Raw genomic sequence first — 20608 nt, 5'->3', positions numbered from 1 at the left:
CCTCTTTTCATGTTTTAAGTTACTGACAGCTCCGTCAGTAATAAAATAGTTAATCTATGCTCATTTTATCAAAAAATGACAAATTTTTCTTTAATCTTTATATAAAAAAGTTAAGTTGGAAAAAGTTATTTACTCGTTCGTAGTTTTTGGTCTAGTATTCGACTTTTCAAGCTGAAAAATGGTAAAATAAAAAAAGGTTTAGATGGAAATATTAAGAGAAAGATTTTAAAGATAACATAGGGTAAAAGTATGAATAAACTGATCACTTTGTTGCAGCGTATTTTGCGCATTATTATGTTCATTGTCGCTGTTGCAATGCTTGGAGGGGCTTTGTTTTTAATTGGCTTACACCAGGCTAATAAAAATTTAGAAAAAACTCCGATTACTGCCCAGATTGTCTATGGGGACGATTTAAAATCTGTTCATGAAGTAAGTTATCAATTTGAAGGAAAAAAATATGTTCGTAGACCGCTAGATGTCTACTTTCGTAAACTGGGTAGCGAAGGTGAAAAAGTTACTGTCTATGTCGTAAACGATCGACCCGGTCGTGTCTTCCTTACAAGAAGTGGGAAAGGACTCATCGACTCAGCCGGCTTATTCGGAGGTTGGAGCTTAGTCTTATTCTTAATTTTATTTGGAGAATACCAGCTTATGCGAAGGATGAAAATGTTGGAAAAGGTTATTGAAGATAAAAGTAAATAACATAACAAAAATTATGTAAAGTAGTGTTTTTAGGAACACTGCTTTTTATTTTGCTCTTGAAAATGTAAAAGAAGTTTGATATTCGGGCTCCGTTTTTTGTGCAATCACTACTGTGATAGTCAAATATAGTCAATGAAATTGTAGCCAATTTATTAATATTTATATCCAAGTTCGTGTATAAATGATGTATGTAAAGGATTACAACTACAATATTTCAAATAAATATGCAACGACTGATCACCGAAGCATGTTTGAAGATGCCAGATTTAGGAGGAAGACAATGGACACCCTTAAGCAAACAAAACTTTCGAAGACAAAACTTATTACCAAACGGAAAGTACTCTCCGCTACTATGTCAGGTGGTTTACTGATGACATCGATTTTGGTTCCCACAGCATATAGTCTTCTTGAACATCAGATCACAGCCAAGGCAGATGTCTTAGATATTGATTTACTCAGCAATGTTAACGCGAGCAATACTAGTGGAACTACAGCAGAGAACCGGTGGACAAGTGACTCGGGTGCTCAAAATGTTAACTTTACCATTTCTGGTAGTACTTTAGCTGGAGCTTCTCTTCTCAATGGACAACGTTATGCTGTACTTGCCGTTCCTCAGGAACTCCGCGGTTTTGTTTCACCCAACGGCAACACAACTGTTAATACAAACATTACGGTAGACCTAAATCAAGTCGCTCTGTTAAATACGCTCGTTTCTGCAGGGGACACCTTCCTTAACAGTGTGACAACACTTTTAGATAGCAACCCTCTAGCAAGTCTGGACTTGACAGAAGTAACTCGTCAACTTAATCTATTGAAAAGTGTACAGAGTATTGGTGGGGGAAATTTTTCAGCTACAACAAGTATAGATGGAACAGGAGCCCTAATTAGCGCTCAACTTGATGATGGACTTGGCCAAGTACTTGCTCAAAATCTGACCACGATTTTGACCAATTTAAAAAATGCGATTAATGCTTTGCAAGCAACTGGACTCGCTGCAACTGTTGTCAACACAGCGCTTCTTCCTTTAAAAGCCACATTTACTGCTGCTGTCGATGTTGTGCTCAATCCCTTAATCAATGGCACAGGCGATATTCTTAGTCAACTCCTAAATGCGTCAGTATTAGGAGATACGAGTATTACTATTCCGACTACAATCACTCCACCTACTTTGCAAGGGCCATTAGATGCTCGCTTTGTTGGGACGGCAGTAAAATCTAATTTTCTTGATGTCAGTATCTTGAGCAATGCAAACGGGGTCTCGTATGTCTATCTAGATGGCACTAATTCAGCAACATTAGTAGCCCCAACAGGCAACCTTGAAGCTACAACAAGTGCGTCAGGAGCGACAGATGCCACAGCTGACCTGCCTACTACATTGAAAGATAGTACGGGAGCAGATGTTCCTGTAAGCTCAATCATTACAGATAGTACAGGAGCGACCGTTACAAATGGTGGTTTAGGAGCAGGCACTTATACCGTTACATATTCAGCAGCAGGTTATGATGATGTCACGCAAACACTGATCGTATCAGATCCTAGCACCACCGCAACATTAGTCGCCCCGACAGGCAACCTTGAAGCTACAACAAGTGCGTCGGGAGCGACAGATGCCACAGCCGATCTGGCCACTACGCTTAAAGATAGTACAGGAGCAGATGTTTCTGTAACTTCAATCATTACAGATAGTACAGGAGCGACCGTTACAAATGGTGGTTTAGGAGCAGGCACTTATACCGTTACATATTCAGCAGCAGGTTATGATGATGTCACGCAAACACTGATCGTATCAGATCCTAGCACCACCGCAACATTAGTCGCCCCGACAGGCAACCTTGAAGCTACAACAAGTGCGTCGGGAGCGACAGATGCCACAGCCGATCTGGCCACTACGCTTAAAGATAGTACAGGAGCAGATGTTTCTGTAACTTCAATCATTACAGATAGTACAGGAGCGACCGTTACAAATGGTAGTTTAGGAGCAGGCACTTATACTGTTACATATTCAGCAGCAGGTTATGATGATGTCACGCAAACACTGATTGTATCAGATCCTAGCACGACGGCAACATTAGTCGCCCCGACAGGCAACCTTGAAGCTACAACAAGTGCGTCAGGAGCGACAGATGCCACAGCTGACCTGCCCACTACTCTGAAAGATAGTACAGGAGCAGATGTTCCTGTAAGCTCAATCATTACAGATAGTACAGGAGCGACCGTTACAAATGGTAGTTTAGGAGCAGGCACTTATACCGTTACATATTCAGCAGCAGGTTATGATGATGTCACGCAAACACTGATCGTATCAGATCCTAGCACCACCGCAACATTAGTCGCCCCGACAGGCAACCTTGAAGCTACAACAAGTGCGTCGGGAGCAACAGATGCCACAGCTGACCTGCCCACTACGCTGAAAGATAGTACAGGAGCAGATGTTTCTGTAACTTCTATCATTACAGATAGTACAGGAGCGACCGTTACAAATGGTAGTTTAGGAGCAGGCACTTATACCGTTACATATTCAGCAGCAGGTTATGATGATGTCACGCAAACACTGATCGTATCAGATCCTTCAGATACAACTGCTCCTAATGCTCCAGTTGTTACTGAAGTATCTGGGAATTCTCAAATAGGATATACTGTGAAAGGGACAGCTGAACCGAATGCTATAGTTACAATCTATGACGATGCAAATAACCAAGTAGGGACTGCTCAAGCGAATGCTTCGGGAGAATTTACAGTAACTCTTGCTGGTGAGGTCGGTCCAAGTTCTCTTTTAAGTATTACGGCAACAGACAGCTCTGGTAATATCAGTGATTCTGCAAACTTCAATACTCCAGGAGATCCTATTCCAGGAGCGCCTACAGCTACAGCAAGTGGTGATTCTACTAATGGATACACTGTGAGTGGTAATGCTGAGGCAAATTCTACTGTTACAATCAAAGATTTAGATGGCAATGTTTTAGGAACTACTGTCGCTAATGATGATGGTTCGTACAGTGTAGCTTTACCAGTTGGACCACGTCCAGAGCAGACACTAGAAGCTACAGCCACAAATAGTTTTGGAGAAAGTAGCTCCACAACTTTCGTTACCCCTATGGATCCAAGCTTAAATGCTCCTTCGGGTACTCTAACAGCTACAACTACTGCTCCAGGAGCGTCGGATGCTAATGCTCCAATATTGACAGAGCTTACAGATAGCAACGGTAACACCGTTTCTGTGACAGCCGTAATCCGTGATAGTGAGGGTGAAATTGTGGTTAACGGTCAACTTGCTGCAGGGAGCTATACTGTTACTTACTCGGCACCAGGGTATGCAGACGTAACCCAAATTTTGGAAGTAACAGATGCACCAGACACCACGGCCCCCGAAGCACCAACAGTAGGAGGAGTGACAGGTAATTCGACAGATGGTTATGTGGTAAGTGGTACAGGTGAGGCAGGGTCAACTATTACAATTAAAGACGATGCCGGCAATACAGTAGGCACCGGTACCGTTGATTCGGAAGGTAACTATAGTATTGAAGTGCCCGGTAGTGTCGGACCAGATGCTCCATTAACAGTAACAGCTACAGACAATTCAGGCAACACTAGCCAACCGACAAGTACCACAACACCAAGTGACCCAGACACCACGGCTCCCGAAGCGCCAACAGTAGGAGGAGTGACAGGTAATTCGACAGATGGCTATGTAGTGAGCGGTACTGGTGAAGCAGGGTCAACCATTACAATTAAAGACGATGCCGGCAATACAGTAGGCACCGGTACCGTTGATTCAGAAGGTAACTATAGTATTGAAGTGCCCGGTAGTGTCGGACCAGATGCTCCATTAACAGTAACAGCTACAGACAATTCAGGTAACACTAGCCAACCGACAAGCACCACAACACCAAGTGATCCAGACACCACGGCCCCCGAAGCGCCAACAGTAGGAGGAGTGACAGGTAATTCGACAGATGGCTATGTAGTGAGTGGTACTGGTGAAGTAGGGTCAACCATTACAATTAAAGACGATGCCGGCAATACAGTAGGCACCGGTACCGTTGATTCAGAAGGTAACTATAGTATTGAAGTGCCCGGTAGTGTCGGACCAGATGCTCCATTAACAGTAACAGCTACAGACAATTCAGGCAATACTAGCCAACCGACAAGCACCACAACACCAAGTGATCCAGACACCACGGCCCCCGAAGCGCCAACAGTAGGAGGAGTGACAGGTAATTCGACAGATGGTTATGTGGTAAGTGGTACAGGTGAGGCAGGGTCAACCATTACAATTAAAGACGATGCCGGCAATACAGTAGGCACCGGTACCGTTGATTCAGAAGGTAACTATAGTATTGAAGTGCCCGGTAGTGTCGGACCAGATGCTCCATTAACAGTAACAGCTACAGACAATTCAGGCAATACTAGCCAACCGACAAGCACCACAACACCAAGTGATCCAGACACCACGGCCCCCGAAGCGCCAACAGTAGGAGGAGTGACAGGTAATTCGACAGATGGCTATGTAGTGAGTGGTACTGGTGAAGTAGGGTCAACCATTACAATTAAAGACGATGCCGGCAATACAGTAGGCACCGGTACCGTTGATTCAGAAGGTAACTATAGTATTGAAGTGCCCGGTAGTGTCGGACCAGATGCTCCATTAACAGTAACAGCTACAGACAATTCAGGTAACACTAGCCAACCGACAAGTACCACAACACCAAGTGATCCAGACACCACGGCTCCCGAAGCACCAAAAGTTACTTCAGTATCCGGAAATTCAGGAAAAGGATATACGATAAAAGGGAAGGCAGAAGCGGGAGCTTTGGTCAACGTTTACGATAACGATAATAATCTTTTAGGTAGTGTACGAGCAGACAGTAATGGCTCCTTTACCATTGTTTTACCTAAGGGCAGTGTTGGTGCTAATCAGCCTTTGACTTTAACTGCAACTGATAAATCTGGTAATACAAGTGGGAAAGCTTACAGTGTGACACCAGCCGATCAAGTGATTGCTCCACCCTCTGCTGTTGCCACTGGTTCTTCATCAAAAGGTTATACCATCTCTGGATATGCTGGTAAAGAATACGCTGGGGGAACAGTAACGATAGTGGTCCCTGCCCCACAATCAAAATTATTCCGAGCTAACTTAGCTCTCCCAGGGCAAGTATTGGGTGTGGCAACAATTGATGCAAATGGTAACTATGTATTGATAGTTGAACCGGGAGCAGCTTACGCTTTGGAAGATTTACAAGCTTATACAACTTATGATGGACTGATAAGTGTAATGACTAACTTCACCACACCAGCCGATCCAACTGACGCAGGAGGTAATACAGGAAACGGAAACAACAATGGTAATAACACAGGAACGGGAGGTGAAGGAACAGGAACAGGAACAGGAACAGGTCAACCAGTAGTTAGTGATGGTAGCAATGGAGCAACTTCAGGGCAAACAGGAAATGGGAATGGTGGACTAGAAGCGACTCCTATTTCAAATTCTGGTACGAATGCTTGGGGGAATGGTAACACTACGCCTTCTCTTCAATCCGCATCGGGGCTAACTAACTCAACAAGCGGTAAAAACTTTGGCGCGAATAGCCTTCCTAGTACTGGTGAAGCAAGTACGGGATGGCTTGGTGCACTTGGAGCGTTCCTTCTAACATCACTTGGAAGTTTATTATTCTGGAGAAAAAAACAGTAAAATAACTAAGGAGGTATATTAATAGTAAAAGAACTATAAATAAGAAAAAATATGTGAAAGAATTTTCAAGCTTATTGTTAGGATAATTCTTAAGAATACGATAGAATGATTAAGTCAGAGCCTATCCAACTCTGACATCTCTGAAATTCTTTTCAAATTACAAGCACTGGTCTCCCTCATCCGATGATGAGAGGAGACTTTTTTATCATAAAAAACAAGACGGTTAGTTTTCATTTTAGCCTCATTTTTGATATAATTATAAAAGTTACGAAGTAAGTATCTCGTACTGATTAGATTAGGTAAACAAAAAGAAGTGTTTACAGGAAGAAACCAGTTTGATAGGGCCTAAGCGGTCAGCTAACAGGAGGAAGTCAATTGTCTAAGAAAATTTCAGTAGCAGTCGTTAAAAATAGTAAACAGCAAGATGAAAGAAATGCTATTCTTGCAGATACTTTTGATAATAGATGGTTTCAAAACGAGTGGAAACACAAATTTAAGTCTCTTACTTCAAACACAAAAAAATAAATGTAATTATTATAAGGTGAGCAAGCGGGCTCACCTTTTTTACTTCAGTATTTAATATTTTAAACGGTCTTTCTGCAGCTTAGTTGTGCTATAATGAAAAATGTAAACAGAGTAGGAGAAATGCGTTAAGTACCACAAGACGGGATGTTGCTTGTGGGCGAAGGATTCTTTATTGAATCCGCGGTGTTTCTTCGCATCCGCTGGTTTTTTTGTACCTTTATTGCATTAATCAGTGTTGCTCTACCTTATTATTTATAGAAAAAGGCTATCGCCTAAGGAGAATAACATGTTAAAATTAACCTCGAAAATGAGCTTGCAACGCTTAGTTTTTCTATCTTTTCTACTAGCTTTACAGATCGTCCTATCTAATTTAGCCATTGGTAATTCTTTTTTTAAAATTAGTCTAGTTTTTTTACCCAATGCACTAATCGGTATGATAGCAGGACCATTATGGACAGCTTTAATTTTAGCTTTTGGTGATTTAATAAGCTCTCTTTTATCAGGGTATGCTTACTTTCCGGGTTTTACAATTTCTGCTTTTATTGTGGGTATATTATATGGCTTATTTTTTTATAGAAAATTTTTTGACATAAAGAATCGGATACATTGGCTATACCTCTTTGGGGCAATGACTGTCATTATGCTCGTTGATTCCACTTTTTTTAATACGATTTGGGTAACAATGATTATTCCTCATGCTAGCTTTGCGACTTTCCTTTCCTTGTTAGCAGCCCGTGCATTATTGCTTGTTCAAATTCCTTTTCAAACGATTATCCTAATGTTGCTTATCCCAACATTACAATCAATAAAAACTTTAAAAATATTTCTGTAAAAATCAAGGCTAACCTTGATTTTTTTATCTTATAAACGTTGGGATAAGAGGATTCTTTTTTCTTTTTTATAGGTTTAAAGTTATAATAGAGCTTAAAGAGAGGAGGGAAAAAATGCGAGAAAGAAGAAAATTGAAAAGAGTTTTGATGGGGCGCTTGCTTATTTTTCTTTTTGCGATTGCAATACAATTTATATGGCTTGTTTGGCTGATGTATCACTTTAGTAATTTAACCTATTTTCTCCCTTTAATAGAGTTCTTATCGTTGATAGTGTTATTTATCATAATAAATCGGAAAATCAATTCAGCATATAAACTAATTTGGGCTGTATTAGTTCTCGCATTTCCGCTAGTTGGTCTTACACTATATCTGATTTTTGGGCATTATTGGTGGAATTCTTCTGCTAGAAAAAGATTATCAGAAACCCATGGCAGTCTTATCGCACAACTTCCTCAAAACAATGAAGTGCTTACAGAACTAAAGGCTATAGATTTAGCGAGGGCTAACCAGTCTGTTTACATTTCTAAGTATTCATACTATCCATTATACAGGAACACTGACACCAAGTATTTTAAGAGTGGTGAAGCGATCTTTGAATCTATTTTAAATGAAATGCAAGAAGCTGAACATTTTATTTTTTTAGAATTCTTTATTATTGCTGAAGGAAAATTATTGCAGCGACTATTAAACCTTTTAGAACAGAAAGTTTCAGAAGGTGTGGATGTCAGATTCATCTACGATGATGCAGGTAGCATTACGACAGTTCAAAAAGATTTCTATCTCGAAGCTCAAAAAAGAGGTATTAAATGTGTTAAGTTTAATCCCATGCGGCCAATTCTTTCTCTACTGATGAACAACCGAGATCATCGTAAAATAGTAATAATTGATGGGTATATAGGATATACCGGTGGAATGAATGTTGGTGATGAGTATACCAATGAACTTTATCGCTTAGGTTATTGGAAAGATACAGGATTGCGCATTGAAGGTGAAGCAGTTTCAAGTTTGACCAGCATGTTTTTAGAAATGTGGAATTATATTACCTGTACTAACGACAGCTTCGAGTGTTATAAACCTCAAGCTTATAAAAAATCTCAATTTAAAGGAAATGGTTTCATACAACCTTTTGGAGATACTCCACTCGATGAGGAGAATGTGAGCTCGATTGTTTATATGAATATTATCGGTAATGCAGAAAAGTATGTCTATATATTTACTCCTTATCTTATACTAGATGATGAAATGATTGTTCAACTTCAAAACGCTGCTAAACGAGGGGTTGACGTGAGGATAGTCCTACCGGATATCCCTGATAAAAAACTTATTTTTTTGATGAGCCAATCTTATTATCAAAGTTTATTAGAGGCAGGTGTCAAGATATATCAATATGTTCCAGGATTTATGCATGCAAAATCTTTCCTGAGCGATGATAAGGTCGCAATAGTGGGTACAGCAAATTTGGACTTTCGCAGTTTATACCTTCATTTTGAATGTGGGATATGGATGTATCAAACTTCTGTAATTGATTTGATAAAAGAAGATTATGAAGAAGTTTTTACTAATTCTAAAGAAATAGACGCTCAGTTTATATCGCATTTTTCACCAATCGTCATCATTTTTCAAAGTATTTTAAGATTGTTTGCGCCTTTAGTATAAGCTTAATGTTCTCATTTTGCTCTAATATATTTCTTTGCTATAATTAACTTATTAATAACAGGAGAAAAAATATGCTCAGAGGAAAAACAACAATCGCACGGGATAATTTAGAAACGATCATGTCTATATCTAATGAAAAATTTGCTGAAATTGAAAGACAAATGATGGATTTGGTAATTGATAGTTATTTAAAAGGAACTAAATTACAAGTCACTTCAAATGAAAGAAAAGTCTCCGTTGTCCTATTTCAAGGAAAAAACGAGCAACTACATCTTTTTATTGATGATATTCATAAAATTACAGTAGAAATTTTAAAAGGGAAAGCTCAGTTTAATGTTATAAAACAAGTCTCAAAGCAGGATATTGCGTATATTACAGCTTTTGCTAAATGCTTAGGAATACCAGAACAGCGTGCCCTAAATGGGTTAAGCCCATTTATTTTTGATTAAATACCTCAAAGGAGGTGTTTTTTTTGTATAAAATAACAAAAAAATGAGATTTAAGTGAAAAAATATATTGACAATAACTTTTTTATTTAATATAATAATCATATAGATGAGAGAAAAACAATAAAATAAAAGAAGGTGCGATATGATTAAATTGTTCTCTGCCACAAATTGTGTTTCAAGTAGAAAAATGAAACAATGGTTAATAGCAAATAAATTAGAATTTAGAGAAATAGTTATATTAGAAAATAGTCTTCAAAAAAAAGATATATTAAGAATACTCTCATTGACTGAAAAGGGAGCGGAAGAAATTATCTCTAAAAGAAGTTTAATTTATAAAAAATTATCCCTCAAAATTGATTTTGAGTCTCTCACTACTAATGAACTTATTGATTTAATTACTCAAAATTATAAACTACTACGACGACCACTTCTTATGGATGAGCATCGTTTACAAGTGGGATATAATGAAGATGAAATCCGTAAATTTTTACCGCGTTCTGTTAGACAAATAGAATTAGGCAAAGCTATTGAGAACGTGCGTTTATGGGATGAAGAAGAAAAACATCATTTCGCCATTTGATCATTTAAAAAAACCTAGCTTTGTTAAAGTAGGTTTTTTATATCAAAAGATAATTTTTGATTTTTAAATCAGAAAAAGCTACAATCTTGATAGAGTAGTTTTTATAAAATGTATTCTATTTAAAACACCGAAACTACAAAAATAATTCTAGAAATATATCGGAGATTAAAGTATGAAAATCGCAATAGCAGGTGCAGGTGCCATGGGGAGCCGTTTTGGCCTGATGCTTCATCAAGGTGGTAACGATGTAACATTGATTGATGGTTGGAAGGAACATATTGAAACCATTAGAAAACACGGCTTATCTGCTAACTTGAATGGACAAGAGTTAACTGCACAATTAAAGGTAGAATTACAGTCTGAAGTGAATTTACAAAATGAAATGGAACTAATTATACTTTTTACTAAGGCGATGCAGTTAGACAAGATGCTATCTGATATTCAACCTATGCTTTCAGAAAATACAAAAGTATTATGTTTACTTAATGGTATTGGTCATGAGGATATCATTGAAAAATATGTTCCAATGAAGAATATTTTCATTGGTAATACAATGTGGACTGCGGGACTTGAAGGACCTGGTCGAGTAAAACTATTTGGAGATGGTTCTGTCGAACTCCAAAATCTTGGAGAAGGTGAAGAAGAAACAGCAAAAGAAATAGCTCAAGTTTTAACAAATTCGGGTTTGAATGCTCAATACTCAGATAATATTCGTTATTCTATTTATCGAAAAGCCTGTGTAAATGGGACGATGAATGGGTTGTGCACGATTCTTGATACGAATATGGCAGGTTTAGGAGAGACTAGCCCTGCACATGAAATGGTTGCCGCAATTATCAAAGAATTCGTGTCAGTAGCACAATATGAAGGTGTTGAACTCGATTTAGAAGAAGTTGTAGCACATGTTGAAAGTTGCTTTAATCCTGACACTATCGGTCTCCATTATCCCTCAATGTATCAGGATTTAATAAAGAATCATCGTATGACAGAAATTGATTATATCAATGGAGCGGTATCTAGAAAAGGTAGAAAATACAGTATCCCAACACCATATTGCGACTTTTTAGCTCAGTTGATTCATAGCAAAGAAGAAATTTTAGAGGCGCATTAAAAAAACGTCTGCGGAAAAGATTAAAAGCCAGTCCTATGACTGGCTTTTAATCTTGCAGAAGACAAACAGATTTTCCATTATTTTTTAAAGTTTGAATATGGAGTTTACCCCAATCACATAAGCTATCCATTACTTCACTTAAACTTTCCCCATATTCACTTAATGAGTACTCTACGCGAGGTGGCACTTCATTGAAAGAAGTACGCTTAACGATTTGGGAACTTTCCAATTCTTTTAATTGCTGGGTTAACATTTTTTGACTTATCCCGGGAATGAGTCGTCTTAACTCGCCAGGTCTGACAGCACCGTGCCTTAGGTTACATAAAATAATAGGTTTCCATTTTCCGCCTATCACTTCCATAGTTGCTTCGACAGCAATATTATAAATTTTTTCTGACATTTTTTATTCCTAATTTTCTTTTATTTTACCACAATAGACACTTTTTGGTATGTATAGAACTAAAAAGTAGGTACTATGCAAACCGTTTTATTTATTATACAATAATTTTCGTCGAAAAAAAAGGTTTAAAAAAATAAAGGAGAACAAATGATTCATTCACTTACTGACAAAGTATTATTAAATAATCAGGTAGAAATCCCTGGTTTAGGTCTAGGGGTCTTTCAAATTTCAGATGAGATGACTGAGGAAGTTGTTAAAAACGGAATTTTGACAGGATATCGCTTAATAGATACAGCACAAATCTATGGAAATGAAATAGGAACGGGTAAAGGAATAGCACAAGGTCTCAAAGAAGCCAAATTAGAACGCAAAGATATTTTTGTTACTTCAAAGGTCTGGAATGATCACTTATCTTATTCCGAAACAATTGCCGCATTTAACCAAAGTTTAGAACGTTTAGGTCTTGAATATCTAGACTTATATCTGATTCATTGGCCTGGTTTTGGCGCGTTTGACGAAAGTTGGAGGGCTTTAGAAGAATTGTATAAAGAAGGTAAGGTTCGAGCCATAGGGGTTAGCAATTTTGAAATAGAACATTTAGAACATTTATTAATCTATGCTGAAGTTATTCCAGTAGTTAATCAAATAGAGCTGCATCCCAAGCTTAATCAAAAAGCCTTAAGAGAATATTGTGCTCAAAAAGGTATTAAAGTCCAAGCATGGTCCCCCTTGATGCAAGGACAACTCTTAACTAATGAAGTCATTTTAGGTATTGCGCGCGCACTTAATAAATCAGCTGCACAGGTTATTTTGCGTTGGGCAATACAACAAGAAATACTACTAAATGTAAAATCGGTAAAAAAAGAACGAATGCTTGCAAACAGTCAAGTCTTTGACTTTCACCTGAGCGAAGCTCAGATGCAATTAATTGATGCTTTAAACGAAGATTTACGTGTAGGACCAAATCCTAACACATTTGATTTTAAATAAAAAGGAAAATAATGACAAAAAAAATATCACCAAAACTTACGCTACTTGCCTTAGCAATCAATGCGTTTGCAATCGGTTCTACAGAATTCATAAGTGTGGGTTTAATGCCCATGATTGTTAAGCAATTTCATGTCACGTTAGCTCAAGCGGGCTTAACAGTTTCACTTTATGCTTTAGGTGTTACTGTGGGTGCACCTCTCCTTACCATTTTTACAGGAAAATGGAATCGAAGAAAATTAATGATGTCAATTATGGTTTTATTTATAATTGGGAATTTATTAACTGCATTTGCGCCTACATTCGGACTATTACTCACTGGGCGAGTCTTAGCAGCGTTAGCTCACGGAATTTTTATGGCGGTATCAACCGTGATTGCTGCAAATGTGGTTCATCCTTCTAAGCGAGCTTCAGCTATTGCGATGATGTTCATGGGGCTAACAGTAGCAACGGTGGTAGGAGTGCCACTAGGAACGTTTATTGGACAGCAAACGCGATGGAATGGATCATTTTTATTTATCGCTGCAATAGGAATAGTAGGGCTTATTTTCAGCAGTATCCTTGTTCCTAAAGATTTAACAATCCCTGGGAAAGTTGACTTACGTGGGTTAAAGAGAATTTTTTCTAATAAATCAATCATACTTTCTTTTCTTATCACGGCTCTAGGCTATGGTAGTACTTTTACAGCGTACACATATATTTCACCAATTTTAGAACATGAATTTGGATTTTCTCCTAATATGATTGTCTTTATTTTGTTAGGGTATGGAGTAATGGTTGCGATAGGTAATACATTAGGCGGACGTTGGGCCAATCAACGTGTCCTTGCAGCCCTTACAAAAATGTTTGCAGCTCTAGCAGTCGCTTTGGCAGTACTTGCAGTAGCTATAATAAGCGGGAATGCTTGGTTCGGTCTAATTGCTGTTTTGTTGCTTGGCTTTTTCGCCTTTATGAACGTTCCCGGTTTGCAACTGTATGTTGTACAATTAGCAGAAGAGGAAGTTCCGAATGATATCTCCCTGACTTCTTCATTCAATATTTCCGCTTTTAATATTGGGATTACAGTAGGCTCTTTAATCGGGGCACAAGTCACTCAGTATATAGGTATTAATTATACTCCTTTAGCTGGTATAGTTCTTGCGCTTCTAGCAATGATTTTTACTGCTGGAACTCTCAAGAAAATGAAGTAAAACGTCAATAATGACGTTTTTTATGTTATTTCGAGCACTGGCTTTGATAACGTTTACTTCTTTTGATAAAATAGTATGAAACTGGGCTTATACAAATTGAAGAGATGGGATAATCTACTTTTATCACTATCTAAAGGAGAGGGAGATGCTAGATTTTCAGGAATACGATGGGAAAACCTTAGGTAGCAAAGACTATGAGGACTTACTAATTGGAAATAAAGGGATTCTACCATATATTTATGAACCGCAAATTGAGCTAATCAGTGAGTGGATTCCATATTCTAAGGTAGAGTTAAAAGAGGTTCTAGAAGAAACTCAAGAGTCCTTTTATGATTTTAGAGAAGATAAGCAGGAGCGGGAATGGGTTGTCTTTAAACTGTTAGTGCCTGATTCTCAAAAACAGGTTCAATTTAGTAAAATGGTTGATGCTATTGTTTTTATTAAATCAGAGGAGCACCTCATTCTGGTGACTCAAAACAGGCTTCATGAGTTATCAGAGCGACTTCGAGAAACGTACGACAGTTCTCAAACTTTTAATACTTTTGTGGTAAGTTTTATCTATCTTACATTAGATGATATGTTTGAAGATTTAAAAGAGGTAAAAAAAAGAATTTCTGAAATTGAACGAAGCATTCAAGAATCAGGTGCAGTAAAACCAATTTTCAATGAAATTTTACAACTTAAGAAGTATTTAATCATGTTATCATCAACTTATCGTAATAATGAACGACTTATTGAAAATTTTGGAAAGTATTCTGAGCATTTTTTTGGTGATTCAAAACTTAAACAAAACGCTAATGATAAGCTAAGTGATCGAATGACAACTTTAAAAGACATGGTAGATTCATACAACCAATATCTTTCAAGTTTAGATACTATGATTAATAATCTTAGCTCTTATCAACTCAATGAAATTATGAAGGTATTGACGAGCATCTCTATTATTCTTACAATACCGACGATGGTTTATGGATTTTGGGGGATTAACGTGCCGCTGCCCTTTGAGAAGCTAGCTTACGGATTTATACTTGTGTTCCTTATTTCCTTAGTAATTAGTTTTTTTGTCTGGGGATGGTTGAAGAAAAGACGACTTATGTGAATTATAGACAAAAGATTTGGTCGTGTTAATTAAAAAGTTTGTTATAACTATTCACTAAAAAGTATAGTTTTTGTTATAATGGGACTATGCCTTATCAAGTAAAGATTATATATCCTAAAGAAGAAGCAGCTGAAAATAATAAGCTGACCCAGCGTACTTTTAATGAGTTCATTGATGAACTCGAAACTCCAGAAGTAATCACGCAGTACGAACAACTGTTGACGCGTGGTTATTCTATTTCTGTAAACTTTGCACCTCCAGAACTTGACGAAAAGGGTGGGGAGTTAGATCCTTTTAAAATTGCAGGGCGTTTTGAGCTCGCAGGTATCCCTTATAAAGCCACCCTTAAACTAAAAGCGAGCGGAAATTATGAGGCGATGGCTAAAGTTGCAAAAATAATTGAGCAGCAAGGTTTTGATTATGATATTTCTGTGAAATTGCAAATCAGAGAGAATTCTCCAGTTGACTTTGAAAAAGAAGGATCTTGGTTTGATGAAGACTATGCAAAATATACAGTTCTTCCGAAAGCTAGCAGTCAGGACATTGCGGATCTTCGTTCGCTTTACGAAACACTCAGTAAAGAGCATTATAAAGTGAATATCACACTTAAAGCAAAAGTCAAGAAAGATGATGACGATAGTTTTGCAAACCAACTTGCTGCATATCCTTCAGAAACTTTAGTTATTTTTAAATTAAGTGATGCCGATATTTACGGAGAATAATTGTCTAATAAGCTACCCAATCTATGTTTGGGTGGTTTTAATTTCAAATATTTAAAGAAAATAGTTGCAAATGCAACAAAAATATTTTATTATAGTGTTAAGAAGGAGTGAGAGATGGAAAGCATTATTTTACGTCAAATCGGTACAATTTCACGCTCGCTTGACTCTATCAGTAACGTGGAATTTTCTCAATTTGACTTGGCTAAAGGGCAGTATCTTTACTTGGTGAGGATTATGGAAAATCCGGGAATTATTCAACATCGGCTTGCGCAACTTCTTTGTGTTGATAAAACTACAGCGAATCGAGCCATAAATAAATTGGAGAAAAAAGGGTTAGTTTTTAAAAAAGAAACCAGAAAAAATAAGAAAGAACAGCTCTTATATGTCACTCCTGAAGGTGCAGCACTTTATCCACTAATTATTCGCGAAAATGAATTTTCCACTCAGGTTGCTCTAGAGGGCATTACCACAGAGGAGCGCCAACAACTCGTCGTTTTATTAAGTAAAATGGCTGAAAACACCTCTAAAGATTGGCTAGCAGTGAAAAGTGGTAAACAGCGTAACTATTAAATATGGGGGAAGGAGAGAGTGTGTGACGTTGGAAATTTTACCCGTAAGTCGAGGACAAGTTGAGGAATTACAAAAAATTAGTCAAGAGACCTTTTTTGATACGTTTGAGAAGTATAATGACGCGGCTAATCTTTTAAGCTACATGGAGCAAAATTATTGTCTAGAAAAATTAATCCATGAGTTGGATAATAAGGAAAGTTTCTTCTCTTTTGTCTATGACGATAACCAGCTAGTCGCTTATATGAAGTTAAACATTGATTCTGCCCAATCTGAAAAACTAGGGACAGACAGTTTAGAAATCGAACGGATTTATGTGAGAAAAAAATTTAAACGGCTAGGAATAGGGAAAAGATTATTAGAATATGCGCTTGAATGTGCACAGCAAAAAAATAAAACATTTATTTGGTTAGGTGTTTGGGAGTATAATTTAGAGGCTCTAAACTTCTATGAAAAAATGGGCTTTGCTTGTTTCAGTGAACATACTTTCAAGGTTGGTCAAGAAAAACAAAGAGATTTACTAATGAAGAAAGTTTTATAATAAAGAAAAGGATAATACTATAATGGAAAATTTAAAAATTGATTCAAATTTCTGGGAAATTTTTCCAGAAGCGACTGTTAATGTATTGACGGTAGACGGGTTAGATAATCATGTTTCGCAAAAGAGAGATGAAGAAATGGTACATGTTTTAAATACGGCGAGTGAAAAAGCTCAAAAGTACCTCACTGAAGAAGAATTTTCGAAAAATGAGATTGTCAAAATTTGGCGTGAGGCGTTCACAAAATTCAAAAAGAAGAAAGGTGCACGTGCCTCTATTGAGGCTTTGTTAAAAAGAGTGAGTCAAGGTAGAAGTTTTCAACCTATTAATCCTTTGGTTGACTTGTATAATAGTATCTCTCTCGAGTTTGGTGTCCCTTGTGGTGGGGAAGATTTAGATAAAATAGAGGGGAGCATGCATCTAGGGATTGCTAAAGGAGGAGAAGCTTTCCGACCTCTTGGTGAAGAAAAAGATGAGCCAGCATTAAGTGGAGAGGTAATTTATTATGATGAACAAGGAGCGATTTGCCGTTGTTTAAATTGGCGAGATGCGCAACGTACAATGTTAACCGAAACAACCAAACGCGCAATTTTGGTTATTGAAGCACTAGATGAAGCTCAACAAGCGCGTGCTTTTTCTGCAATAGAAGCTTTAAATAAAAGAATTTTTGAATATTTCGGCGTGTCAGGAAATATAGAGGTCATTAAGCAAGAAGAAAAGTAAGTTTTTTGAAAAGGGATCTATGCAGTAGGAGCGGACAGGAAATGAAAAAAATGATAAAATGAATGAGAATAGAAATTCATTTTATCATTTTTTATTTTCATAAATCGTATATTTTGACGTGTTTAAAAAAATAGGCTCTATAATTTAGAATGAGCTTTGTAAATAAGTATAGCTAGAGAAGAAGAGGTATAAGAGATGGCAACGATCCAATGGTTTCCAGGACATATGTCAAAGGCAAGACGACAAGTTCAGGAGAATTTAAAATATGTGGATTTTGTGATTGAACTGGTAGATGCACGCTTGCCTATCAGCTCACGTAATCCGATGTTAGACCAGATTATCGGGGACAAGCCCCGGATCATTGCCCTCAATAAGGCAGATCTGGCAGATTCTAATTCTGTCGCACAATGGATTGAGTATTTTGAGGAGCAAGGTTTTGTAACTTTAGCGATTAATTCTAAGGAAGAGTACACTGCAAAACGGTTGACGGTAGCAGCGAAAAGATTAATGGCTGAAAAAGTGGCTCATGATAAAGAGCGAGGGATTGCAAATACGACTTTACGTACAATGATTATCGGTATTCCCAATGCTGGTAAGTCAACCTTGATGAACCGTTTGGCTGGGAAAAAGGTCGCAGTAACTGGTAATCGCCCTGGTGTTACAAAGGGGCAGCAATGGATTCGTACGAACAAAGAATTAGAGTTACTAGATACACCAGGTATTTTATGGCCTAAATTTGAAGATCAATTGGTAGGTTTGAAATTAGCTCTAACTGGTGCAATTAAAGATGATTTATTGCCGATGGATGAAGTGACAATATTTGGCTTAAAATATTTTATCACTCATTACCCCACACTTACTCTCAAACGATATCGTATTACCGAAGAAGATTTAGAGCTATCAACCCCTGAATTAATTATGGCTTTAACTCAAAGATTTGGTTTCCGTGATGACTATGACCGTTTTTATGCGATGTTTGTCAAAGATGTACGTGATGGGAAATTGGGATCTTTTTGTCTAGATCTCACGAAAGAACAACAAAAATAAAAGCATAATGACTCATTTAACATAAAAATAATTATGTTAAATGAGTCAATGAGGTGATAGGATTCAGTTATTTAATGACAGAAACAATTAAAGAAATTAAAAATAGACTTGCGTTGCTGACGGATTTAGCAGCTGAGGAATTTACTGCTTATGAAAATGATCCACGCGCAGGAGTGCAAACGGCAGTACGGGTACGTAAAAAACAGCTCCTCGCTCTAAAAGCTGAGGATGAACGTCTGGTAAAAATGCTTGAATTTGAAGAGGAGTTATATGCTAAAGGAATTCAGCTAATTGCAGGAATTGATGAAGTGGGGCGGGGCCCGCTGGCTGGTCCAGTAGTGGCCGCTGCTGTTATATTGCCAAAAAATTGTAAGATAAGAGGTTTAGATGATAGTAAAAAAGTCCCGAAGTCTAAACACCGTTTATTGTTTGAGGAGATACAAAGAAAAGCAGTAGCGATTGGAATCGGTCTTGTTGATGCCCAACGAATTGATGAGGTTAATATCTATGAAGCGACCAAGCTTGCGATGTTAGAAGCACTGACCAAGCTGTCAGTAAAACCTGAGCACCTCTTAATTGATGCAATGACACTTGATATTGATTTGGCGCAGACTAAAATTATTCATGGCGACGCGCGCTCTTTATCCATTGCTGCAGCGTCCATTGTAGCAAAGGTCACGCGTGACGAAATGATGGCGGATCTTGCGCAGGATTATCCTGAGTATGATTTTGAGCACAATGTTGGCTATGGTACAGCCAAACATTTGGCAGCACTCAAAAAGAATGGTGTGACACCTCTTCATAGAAAATCTTATGAACCAATTAAGACAATGATTGGGTGGTACAAATAAAAAGTAGAAAAAACGTGGATTAAAATAATCCACGTTTTTTGATTTTACTGACAGTCTGGTCAGTAATTATTGTTCGTAATATTTGTCTAAGATTTCCATTTTTAAAAGAGAAAGTTGCGTTAAAGGAGCGGTTAAAGTACTTCGAATGAATAACTTGTCTTCTACATTCACAATTCCCGCAAAACTTGTTTGCGGATAGTCGGCATTCACTTCGAGGATGTGGGCTTTAGTTTTTGATAAAGTATCTGGTGTGACAGGTACATCAAGATTAATCGTTCGTTCTTTGTAAGAATAATTTTTTAAAGCTGCAATGTTTCGGTTGGGAATGAAAGTTGTAGCACCGTCTGCTCCAATAACAGTAATAGAACGTATTCCAACCGTTTTAACAACGCCTTCGATATCTAGTCCCGCAAAAGAGACGGTATCTCCAACATTAATTTGATGTTCTACGATAATGAAGAAGCCATTGATAATATCAGCTACCAGATCACGACCTGCAAAACCAAGCGCCACTCCCAAAATCCCGGCACCTGCTAAAATATTGCTGACAGGAACTCCGATTAAACCAAGAACAGTGTAGATGTAGAGAAAGACGGTGAGATAATGAAGCGCACTTGTTGTCAGGCGTGACAAGGTAAGGATTCGGGACGTATCAGTCCACTTTTGTTCACTGTAGTTCTTAAACAATTTTTTGACTATTCTTGAGCAAGCTTGATAGAGAATGAAAAAAAGCACACTGACTAAGGCAATTGTAAGTGCTTTGTCGAGTAAAAGTTGACCAAAATCTTCCCAGTTCATTTTTAAAAGACGCATTTTTCCTCCAGTTGCATATAAAATTTTTACAGATAAAATTTCCAGTGTTTAAGGCGTTTCCAAAGCCTTTTCAACAAAAAAATTTAGAATTTTATCAAATAGGATGAATATTTCCTTGTTTTCCTTTT

General features: G+C 37.6%; 19 protein-coding genes and 1 riboswitch. Of the genes, 17 read left to right on the top strand and 2 right to left on the bottom strand.

Going from position 1 to position 20608, the window contains the following annotated elements; all coding sequences use genetic code 11:
• Nucleotides 1-249 precede the first annotated feature (249 nt).
• The 8 genes from JW886_RS06265 (at nucleotide 250) to JW886_RS06230 (ending at nucleotide 11542) form a co-directional block, all read left to right on the top strand.
• Nucleotides 250-702 (top strand): DUF3592 domain-containing protein, encoded by a 453-nt coding sequence (locus tag JW886_RS06265; protein WP_075525722.1) that lies wholly within the window; start codon nucleotides 250-252, stop codon nucleotides 700-702.
• A 280-nt stretch (nucleotides 703-982) separates the two neighbouring features.
• Nucleotides 983-6391 (top strand): phage tail tube protein, encoded by a 5409-nt coding sequence (locus JW886_RS06260; RefSeq protein WP_205871594.1) that lies wholly within the window; start codon nucleotides 983-985, stop codon nucleotides 6389-6391.
• A gap of 375 nt (nucleotides 6392-6766) precedes the next feature.
• Nucleotides 6767-6916, top strand: coding sequence for a hypothetical protein (locus JW886_RS06255; RefSeq protein WP_200407293.1), 150 nt, complete (start codon nucleotides 6767-6769; stop codon nucleotides 6914-6916).
• Between the two features lie 105 nt (nucleotides 6917-7021).
• A riboswitch (THF riboswitch) is annotated at nucleotides 7022-7121 on the top strand.
• 81 nt (nucleotides 7122-7202) lie between these two features.
• Nucleotides 7203-7748, top strand: coding sequence for a folate family ECF transporter S component (locus JW886_RS06250; RefSeq protein ID WP_205871593.1), 546 nt, complete (start codon nucleotides 7203-7205; stop codon nucleotides 7746-7748).
• Between the two features lie 112 nt (nucleotides 7749-7860).
• Entirely contained in the window at nucleotides 7861-9402 is a 1542-nt protein-coding gene (cls, locus tag JW886_RS06245; protein WP_205871592.1) for a cardiolipin synthase, read from the top strand.
• 71 nt (nucleotides 9403-9473) lie between these two features.
• Nucleotides 9474-9851, top strand: coding sequence for a hypothetical protein (locus tag JW886_RS06240; RefSeq protein ID WP_205871591.1), 378 nt, complete (start codon nucleotides 9474-9476; stop codon nucleotides 9849-9851).
• A gap of 142 nt (nucleotides 9852-9993) precedes the next feature.
• Nucleotides 9994-10431: a Spx/MgsR family RNA polymerase-binding regulatory protein gene (locus tag JW886_RS06235; protein WP_075525717.1), complete on the top strand. Its 438-nt coding sequence runs from the start codon at nucleotides 9994-9996 to the stop codon at nucleotides 10429-10431.
• A 172-nt stretch (nucleotides 10432-10603) separates the two neighbouring features.
• On the top strand, nucleotides 10604-11542 hold the full coding sequence (locus JW886_RS06230) for a 2-dehydropantoate 2-reductase (protein ID WP_205871590.1): 939 nt from the start codon (nucleotides 10604-10606) through the stop codon (nucleotides 11540-11542).
• Between the two features lie 46 nt (nucleotides 11543-11588).
• Here JW886_RS06230 and JW886_RS06225 read toward each other — a convergent pair whose 3' ends face one another.
• Complete coding sequence (locus JW886_RS06225; RefSeq protein WP_075525715.1) at nucleotides 11589-11942, bottom strand: winged helix-turn-helix transcriptional regulator; 354 nt, start codon at nucleotides 11940-11942, stop codon at nucleotides 11589-11591.
• 147 nt (nucleotides 11943-12089) lie between these two features.
• Between JW886_RS06225 and JW886_RS06220 the strand changes: the two genes are divergently transcribed.
• From JW886_RS06220 to JW886_RS06180, 9 genes are all read left to right on the top strand, one after another.
• Nucleotides 12090-12932 carry an aldo/keto reductase gene (locus JW886_RS06220; protein ID WP_205871589.1) on the top strand — a complete coding sequence of 281 codons (843 nt, stop codon included), beginning with the start codon at nucleotides 12090-12092 and terminating at the stop codon, nucleotides 12930-12932.
• 11 nt (nucleotides 12933-12943) lie between these two features.
• On the top strand, nucleotides 12944-14119 hold the full coding sequence (locus JW886_RS06215) for an MFS transporter (RefSeq protein ID WP_205871588.1): 1176 nt from the start codon (nucleotides 12944-12946) through the stop codon (nucleotides 14117-14119).
• 145 nt (nucleotides 14120-14264) lie between these two features.
• Complete coding sequence (locus JW886_RS06210) at nucleotides 14265-15218, top strand: magnesium transporter CorA family protein (RefSeq protein ID WP_205871587.1); 954 nt, start codon at nucleotides 14265-14267, stop codon at nucleotides 15216-15218.
• Between the two features lie 86 nt (nucleotides 15219-15304).
• Nucleotides 15305-15940, top strand: a complete 636-nt coding sequence (locus JW886_RS06205; protein WP_205871586.1) for a hypothetical protein — start codon at nucleotides 15305-15307, stop codon at nucleotides 15938-15940.
• 114 nt (nucleotides 15941-16054) lie between these two features.
• Nucleotides 16055-16510, top strand: coding sequence for a MarR family winged helix-turn-helix transcriptional regulator (locus JW886_RS06200; protein WP_075525711.1), 456 nt, complete (start codon nucleotides 16055-16057; stop codon nucleotides 16508-16510).
• A gap of 22 nt (nucleotides 16511-16532) precedes the next feature.
• Nucleotides 16533-17048: a GNAT family N-acetyltransferase gene (locus JW886_RS06195; RefSeq protein WP_241003746.1), complete on the top strand. Its 516-nt coding sequence runs from the start codon at nucleotides 16533-16535 to the stop codon at nucleotides 17046-17048.
• A 22-nt stretch (nucleotides 17049-17070) separates the two neighbouring features.
• Nucleotides 17071-17769 (top strand): B3/B4 domain-containing protein, encoded by a 699-nt coding sequence (locus JW886_RS06190; RefSeq protein ID WP_205871585.1) that lies wholly within the window; start codon nucleotides 17071-17073, stop codon nucleotides 17767-17769.
• 195 nt (nucleotides 17770-17964) lie between these two features.
• Entirely contained in the window at nucleotides 17965-18816 is an 852-nt protein-coding gene (gene ylqF, locus JW886_RS06185) for a ribosome biogenesis GTPase YlqF (protein WP_205871584.1), read from the top strand.
• 74 nt (nucleotides 18817-18890) lie between these two features.
• The gene (locus JW886_RS06180) at nucleotides 18891-19667 is read left to right on the top strand and encodes a ribonuclease HII (RefSeq protein ID WP_205871583.1); all 777 of its coding nucleotides are present in this window, start codon (nucleotides 18891-18893) and stop codon (nucleotides 19665-19667) included.
• 66 nt (nucleotides 19668-19733) lie between these two features.
• Here JW886_RS06180 and JW886_RS06175 read toward each other — a convergent pair whose 3' ends face one another.
• On the bottom strand, nucleotides 19734-20480 hold the full coding sequence (locus JW886_RS06175; RefSeq protein ID WP_075525706.1) for a mechanosensitive ion channel family protein: 747 nt from the start codon (nucleotides 20478-20480) through the stop codon (nucleotides 19734-19736).
• Nucleotides 20481-20608 lie beyond the last annotated feature (128 nt).

The sequence above is a fragment of the Lactococcus taiwanensis genome, assembly GCF_017068355.1.
Classification (GTDB): Bacteria; Bacillota; Bacilli; order Lactobacillales; family Streptococcaceae; genus Lactococcus; species Lactococcus taiwanensis.
The sequence above is the reverse complement of the archived record's forward strand: the minus strand, read 5'-3'. Positions and strand labels throughout refer to the sequence as shown.

Coding starts and splice junctions, on each gene's coding strand:
- JW886_RS06265 (WP_075525722.1), top strand. CDS start 250: ATGAATAAACTGATCACTTTGTTGCAGCGTATTTTGCGCATTATTATG.
- JW886_RS06260 (WP_205871594.1), top strand. CDS start 983: ATGGACACCCTTAAGCAAACAAAACTTTCGAAGACAAAACTTATTACC.
- JW886_RS06250 (WP_205871593.1), top strand. CDS start 7,203: ATGTTAAAATTAACCTCGAAAATGAGCTTGCAACGCTTAGTTTTTCTA.
- cls (WP_205871592.1), top strand. CDS start 7,861: ATGCGAGAAAGAAGAAAATTGAAAAGAGTTTTGATGGGGCGCTTGCTT.
- JW886_RS06240 (WP_205871591.1), top strand. CDS start 9,474: ATGCTCAGAGGAAAAACAACAATCGCACGGGATAATTTAGAAACGATC.
- JW886_RS06235 (WP_075525717.1), top strand. CDS start 9,994: ATGATTAAATTGTTCTCTGCCACAAATTGTGTTTCAAGTAGAAAAATG.
- JW886_RS06230 (WP_205871590.1), top strand. CDS start 10,604: ATGAAAATCGCAATAGCAGGTGCAGGTGCCATGGGGAGCCGTTTTGGC.
- JW886_RS06225 (WP_075525715.1), bottom strand. CDS start 11,942: ATGTCAGAAAAAATTTATAATATTGCTGTCGAAGCAACTATGGAAGTG.
- JW886_RS06220 (WP_205871589.1), top strand. CDS start 12,090: ATGATTCATTCACTTACTGACAAAGTATTATTAAATAATCAGGTAGAA.
- JW886_RS06215 (WP_205871588.1), top strand. CDS start 12,944: ATGACAAAAAAAATATCACCAAAACTTACGCTACTTGCCTTAGCAATC.
- JW886_RS06210 (WP_205871587.1), top strand. CDS start 14,265: ATGCTAGATTTTCAGGAATACGATGGGAAAACCTTAGGTAGCAAAGAC.
- JW886_RS06205 (WP_205871586.1), top strand. CDS start 15,305: ATGCCTTATCAAGTAAAGATTATATATCCTAAAGAAGAAGCAGCTGAA.
- JW886_RS06200 (WP_075525711.1), top strand. CDS start 16,055: ATGGAAAGCATTATTTTACGTCAAATCGGTACAATTTCACGCTCGCTT.
- JW886_RS06190 (WP_205871585.1), top strand. CDS start 17,071: ATGGAAAATTTAAAAATTGATTCAAATTTCTGGGAAATTTTTCCAGAA.
- ylqF (WP_205871584.1), top strand. CDS start 17,965: ATGGCAACGATCCAATGGTTTCCAGGACATATGTCAAAGGCAAGACGA.
- JW886_RS06180 (WP_205871583.1), top strand. CDS start 18,891: ATGACAGAAACAATTAAAGAAATTAAAAATAGACTTGCGTTGCTGACG.
- JW886_RS06175 (WP_075525706.1), bottom strand. CDS start 20,480: ATGCGTCTTTTAAAAATGAACTGGGAAGATTTTGGTCAACTTTTACTC.